Annotated in this window: 4 protein-coding genes; all 4 read left to right on the top strand. The window is 66.3% G+C overall.

Annotation, left to right across the window (positions count from 1 at the left end; translation table 11 throughout):
- The first annotated feature begins 766 nt into the window (after nt 1-766).
- From VGZ32_RS05430 to VGZ32_RS05445, 4 genes are read left to right on the top strand one after another with little or no spacing between them, the layout of a single operon-like run.
- Nucleotides 767-3,271, top strand: a complete 2,505-nt coding sequence (locus tag VGZ32_RS05430; protein ID WP_326884708.1) for a hypothetical protein — start codon at nt 767-769, stop codon at nt 3,269-3,271.
- On the top strand, nt 3,271-3,645 hold the full coding sequence (locus tag VGZ32_RS05435; RefSeq protein ID WP_326884711.1) for a J domain-containing protein: 375 nt from the start codon (nt 3,271-3,273) through the stop codon (nt 3,643-3,645). Before VGZ32_RS05430 ends, VGZ32_RS05435 begins: the two co-directional genes overlap by 1 nt.
- Nucleotides 3,618-4,289: a nucleotide exchange factor GrpE gene (gene grpE / locus VGZ32_RS05440; RefSeq protein WP_326884709.1), complete on the top strand. Its 672-nt coding sequence runs from the start codon at nt 3,618-3,620 to the stop codon at nt 4,287-4,289. Before VGZ32_RS05435 ends, grpE begins: the two co-directional genes overlap by 28 nt.
- The gene (locus tag VGZ32_RS05445; RefSeq protein ID WP_326884710.1) at nt 4,289-6,028 is read left to right on the top strand and encodes an Hsp70 family protein; all 1,740 of its coding nucleotides are present in this window, start codon (nt 4,289-4,291) and stop codon (nt 6,026-6,028) included. The genes grpE and VGZ32_RS05445 overlap by 1 nt, the downstream gene beginning before the upstream one ends.
- The last annotated feature ends 252 nt before the right edge of the window (nt 6,029-6,280 follow it).

A 6,280-nucleotide genomic window follows, 5' to 3' on the forward strand; every position in this document is an offset into this window, starting at 1 on the left:
CGCGAAGCAGGTGCCCGCGGTTGTGTGTGTCAATGGCGGTGAGGGGTGACGATGGCGGGCGCATGGCGCCATCGCCGTCCCGATCCGTCCCACCTCCACGGATCGAAAGTCAGGTTCGCACGTGACTCCCCGCTGGAGGGAGATGGATTCGAACTTCCAGTTCCTGGTCGCGAGACGGTCAAACCGCCATGCGACACGGGACTCTCGAAAACGGGAGCGGATCTGTTGGGGAACCGAAGGTTCGAATCCATCTCCCTCCAGCGGCGAGTCATGCAAACCCGGCCATCGCGATGGATCTCGCGCGCTGGGAAGCCACACCATTGGGCATCTCAAGGCCGCGCTCGACCAAAGTCCTTCGAGTTGGGGGCCGCCTCTTGGTGCTTTGGTACCGGCTTTTTACGATCCCGATTCGCGCAGTCCTGGCCTTTGAAGCGCGATGGACAGCCGCACCGAACGAGGAGGATTCGTGCAGGTGCCGCAGGTGCAATCCTCGACTGCGCCTGCGCGCCCATCCTGACGGGCACAGCCGGCGGCACTTCTGCAGAGCCTTCGCCGCTTCCACGAACCCCTGAAAAGGGCTGATGCGCACGGCATTTCCGATTTGAGCCCGCCTACCGTAATATCTTGTGCCTTGTGCCTTGCCGCGTCGCCTCGAAACGAACCTTGTTGCGCGGGCCCAGTCACGCCATCCTCCACACGCAGCGACCCGACTCTTCCGGTCGTGCACCTTCCATTCAACCGCTCGCGCTAAGGGGAGGACCGAGCTGTGAAGAAGCCCAACCAGCGCGGCCGGGTGTCTTCCGCCTCGCTTGGCGCCCTGGCCGCGCGGGCTGCCGAGGCGCTGAAGCAGCAGCGGTTCAAGGAGGCGGTGGAGCTCTTCAAGCCGATGATCCGGCAGGATCCGCGGCCGGAATGGAAACAATCCCTCGCCGAGGCCTATCGTGGCCGTGCCCGTGCCCTCGCCGCCAAGAAGATGTTCAAAGAGGCGGCGATGGTCGTCGAGAACACTCTGGGGCCCGATGGCACGCTCGCCGATCCCGTCTTCTACCTGCATTGCCTAATCCGAGACGGACAGCATCAGAAGGCGGCCGCGCATGTCCGCCAGTACGTCGGAACCGAAAGTACGCTGCCCGCCGAAGAGCGTGCCATCCTGGAGGATCTGGCGGCGGCTCTGCTGGTGGCGGTACCGCTGGGCCCCGACCCCGCGCGAGCACCCTCCGCCGCACAGGCGCGATGGCTCGCGCTTGCCGTGGCATCGCGCGAGGCCCTGGCGGCCTGGGTCGCTGGCGCATCGGCGCAGGAGGTGGAGCGACAGTTGAACCGGATATCGCTGCGTTCCGCGTTCCGGCCGATCCGCGTGTTGCTGAAATGCCTGATCACCATGCCGCAGGATGCCGACCGGTCCCGACAGCTGCTGGAGGCAATTCCGCCGGAATCGCCGTTCTTTGCCTTCCGCGAGGCGGTGGCGGCGGCGGTACTCGCTGAGCGGGCGTTAGATGCTGACGGGTGGCACCGGCTGACCCCGGTGCAGCAGGCGTTCGTTGCCCAGACGCGCAACCTGCCCGGGACGGCGGTGCAGTTCCTCGCCCGCTCGGCCGAGGCCGCGCGCAGCGGCCCGTCCGCCCTTTTCGGATTTCTCTTCAAGCAACCGGATCTGCCCCAGGCCGAGGTCAGGAGCGCCTGTTTGAACCTGTTGCCGCAGATGCCCGACCGTCTTTCACAGTTCGAGAAGCATTTTGGTCCGTTGCCGGACTTTGAGCGGCACCGCATCCAGGCGCTCGCTGCAGAGGGGCGAGGCGATTGGGCCAAAGCCGAACGGTTCTGGCGGGCAGCCGTCGCTGCCACCAGTGTCGATGACGGCAACGATCGTCAGGCCAAGCTGTCGCGAGGTGTCATCCTGCGGCATCTCGCGCAATTAGCTGCCAAGCACCCCGAGATCGAGGGGGATGGCGACGGCTTTCTCGACGACCCGGTCATCTCTTACCTGGAACGCAGTTGCCAGGCGGATCCAGACTATGTCGCCGGCGTGCTCGAACTGATCGGCCATTATCGCGCGGATTCACGGCTCAAGGATTGGCACCGCCTGGTGGACGAAGCGGTCCAGCGCTTCCCGGACAACAGCGCCCTGCTGCTGCAGGCAACCGAGTCGGCGATGGCGCGGAAGGCTTACAAGAAGGCAGCCGGCTTTGCGCACCGGCTGCTCAAGATCGATCCGATCAATTCCGGGGTGCGCCGGCAGATGATCGAGCTGCAGGTAGCGCATGCCCGCAAGCAGATGCGGGCGGGCCGACTGGAGCTGGCAGCGAAGGAACTGGCTGCGGCGGCCGAATGGGAGCGCCCGGATGTCCCCAGCGCCCTGCTGCGCATTGCCCAGGCTCTGGTCGAGCTCCGCGCCGGCCAGGACGCGCAGGCCCAGGAACGGTTGCGGGCGGGCGTGGCGCTCGCCGGTAGCGGAGTGGCCGGATGGTTTCGTGCAGCCCTGGAAGGCGAGTTGATGAAGCTCACCGGCAGTTCTGCCGGGTTGCTGCGCCAAGAGCTGGCACGTGAACGTGAGACGCCGCCGACGAAAGAGGCGGTCATGGCGATCGTCTCGGCGCTAGGCCAGCCGGACACCGGGGAGAACAAGCGGGCAGTTGCGAGCTTGCTGCTCGGCATGCGGGCGTGGCTCCTGCAGGCCGCCGTGATCGACTGGCTGCCGGCCGAATTCCAGGCTCTCGCCGAGATTCTCGCCCGGTTCGATGCGTTCGACGTACTTGCGGAATACGCGCGGACGGCGCGCCGGCGCGAGCCCGGCAACCCGATTTGGCGGTTCCACGAGATCGTCGCCCGCACCAGGGGCAACACGACCAGACTGACCATGCGTGAGACGGAGGAGCTTGGCCGGATGGTCGATGCCGCGGTCAATCGAGAGGATTTCCGCGCGGCCAACCGGATCGAACGGTTTCTGAGCGGGGGTGGCGACGCGCCGTTAAGGCGGCGCCGCTCGGCGGCGGCCCTGCTCGATACGCTCGATGACGATGACGTGCCGGAGCTGTTCGCGGCGATGCTGGAGGGGATGCCCAAGGGGGCCACCGACAGCGTGCGCGGGCTGGTCAGGGAGTTCGGCCGGGACGGGGCCGTGGCGCACATGGTCGAGCAGGCCCGCGCCACGCCGGGCGGACCCGGGATGCCGGACCCGGTGCTGCGGGAATTGTGTCAGGCGGTGGTGGCGATGGCGATGGATGGCAGCCAGCCCCGCCAGACCCCGACTGCGCGACGGAGCCGGCTGTGATGCGTGATCCTTTCACCGTGCTCGGCGTCGACGAGGCCGCCGACGATGCTGAGATCAGGCGCCGGTACCTCGCTCTGGTACGGGACTTCCCTCCCGACCGTGCGCCGGAGCGGTTCCGCGAATACCGTGCGGCATACGAGGCGCTCAGCGACGAGCGCAAACGGCTGGAGATGACGCTGCTTGGCACGAACACGATCGCCCTTTCCCGACTTTGCACGGCCGCCCTGCTCGCCGCATCGCCCGGATCGTCGCGCGCGAGCAAGCAGGCGGTTGCCGCCCTGCTCGCCGAGGGAATCATGCGGACGGTGACCGACAAGCGCCCGCCCGGGGACGCAGGGGAGACACGTTGGACGACAGCATCAAGCAGGCGCTGATCGACCGGTTCCGTGGTTATCTGGACACGGTGGAAGACGGCGAGGAGCCGCCGGATGACCCGGGGGAGACCGCAGACCTGTTCTCCGTCCTGGTCGAGATGGCAGCGCTGCGCAGCGAGGTGCGCACGGAGTCACGTCTGGTAAAGGAAGCGCTGGAGCAGTTCCGCGGCGTCTTCGACTCGCTGCAGGCGAGCCAAGCCACGCTGCAACGCGAACTGGACCGGGCGCGGACCGAGACGCGAGATCAGGCGCACTCGGCGCTGCGGCCACTGCTGCTTGACGTCATCGACCTGCGCGACCGTCTGGTGGCGGCGCTCACGCTGTCCGCGGCGGCACGGCCCCGCTGGCGCGATCGCCTGTGGCGCCGGGACCGGTCGGGTGTGGCAGCTTGGCAGGAGGGGTTGCGCATGACATTGCGGCGTCTCGACCAGGTCCTGCTGGATCGGCGCGTGGTTGCCACCCAATTGGCGGGTTTGCCTTTCGATCCGCGGCTGGCGCGCGCCATCGGCACCGCAGCGGACAGCTCCGTGGCGGAGGGAACCGTTATCAAGGAGGTCCGCGCCGGGTTCCTCTGGGACGACCAGGTGCTGCGCACGGCCGAGGTGATCGTCAGCAAGGGCGACGCGGGCAAAGGAGACCGATGATGACGGACGAGATCCTCGGCATCGACCTCGGCACCACCAACTCGGAAATCGCCATATACCGGGATGGTCGCCCGGAGGTGCTCCGCGACGACCAGGGACGCATCATCCTGCCCTCGGTGGTCGGGCTCACCGAGACCGGGGAACTGCTCGTCGGCGAGGAGGCGCGCAACCAGTTCCTGCTCTATCCCGAGCGAACCGTCCGCTCGATCAAACGGCGGATGGGCAGCGACGCCAAGGTGCGGCTTGGCGAGCGCGAATACACACCGCAAGAGATCTCGGCGATCATCCTGTCGCGCTTGAAGGAGATTGCCCAAGCGCGGCTGGGACGGCCGATCCGCAAGGCGGTGATCACCGTGCCGGCGTATTTCTCGGACACGCAACGACAGGCTACACGCGAGGCCGGCGAGATCGCCGGGCTCGAAGTGGCACGCATCATCAATGAACCGACCGCTGCGGCGCTGGTCTACGAGGCGGCGCAACATCAGGGTAAGCGAATCCTGGTCTACGATCTCGGCGGCGGTACCTTCGACGTCTCCGTCGTGCGGATTGAGCAGGGGGTCGTGGAAGTCATCTCGAGCCACGGCAACAATCATCTCGGCGGCGACGATTTCGACCACAAGATCGTCGAGCACGTGCTTGAGCACCTCAAACTCAAGCACGGCGTTGACGTCGCCGACCGGCCGCAGGCGATGGCACGCATTCTGCGCAGCGCGGAAGATGCCAAGAAGCAGCTTTCGGACCACCCGTACGCCCGCATCGCTGAGGAATACCTCGCTGAGCACAGCGGCCAACCGGTCAACCTCGATCTCGAGTTGAGCCGGGAGGAGTACGAGGACATGATCGCGCCGTTCATCGAGGAGACGCTGGGGGCGATCCATATCGCGCTCGAATCGGCAGGCCTGACCTCCTCGCAGGTGGACGAGATTCTGCTGGTCGGTGGCGCAACGCGGACGCCGCTGATCCGGCGTCGCCTGGTGGAAGCGTTCGGCACGCAGCCCCGCGGCGAAGTCGATCCCGACCTGTGCGTTGCCATGGGGGCGGCCATCCAGGGCGCCGCCATGACGGGAACCGAGGTGTCGGCCGTGCTGGTCGACGTCACGCCCTATACCTTCGGGACGAGCGCACTCGGCGAGCTGAACGGCGAACTCTATCCATATCATTATGTGCCGATTATTCCCAAGAATACTCCCATCCCTGCGCGTATGAGCGAAGTGTTCTTCACGGTCCTCGACGAGCAGACCGACGTTGACGTTCGGATCTATCAGGGCGAGAACAACGACGCCCTGGAGAACATCAAGATCGGCGAGTTCCGTGTCTCCGGCCTCAGCAGGGAGCCGGCCGGCAACCCGGTCATCGTCGATCTGGCGCTCGACCGCGACGGCATCCTCCAGGTCTCGGCGCGCGAGAAGAAAACCGGCCTGGAGCGTCGAATCACCATCGACAATGCGACGTCGCGCTACGACCGGGAGCAGCTCGACGAGGCCAGGCAACGGATCGGTGCGCTGTTCGGCGACCAAGAGCAGGCAGCGTCTGTCGGCAGCGGCGCTGCCACCGATTCCGCCGTCGATGCACTGTTGGCGAGAGCGAGCGCGAAGCTAGACGAGACCGGCGAGGAGGATCGCACCGAGATCATCGACCTGATCGAGGCAATCCGGGATGCTAGGAGCAGCGGCGACAACGCTGCCCTGGAGGACGTGCGCAACCAACTGCAGGACCTGCTTTTCTACCTTGAGACGTAAACGATGGAGCGCTGTCCTCTCTGCCGTGCTGCACTCCATGGCGCTGACACATGCCGTCGGTGCCGGGCTGACCTGCGGACGGCCCAAGAGGTGGAACGCGACGGCCAGGCGCTGGTCGGAGCGGCCATCCACCGCCTGGCTCTCGATAACGCCGAAATCGCCGAGCTGTTGCTGCGGCGTGCGTTGACGCTCCATGCAACGCCGGAAGTCCGGGCCCTGTTGAGGCTTGTGACAGCGTCATCACGACGGTCT

The sequence above is a fragment of the Actinocrinis sp. genome (assembly GCF_035938995.1).
Lineage (GTDB): Bacteria > Actinomycetota > Actinomycetes > Streptomycetales > Catenulisporaceae > DASZGI01.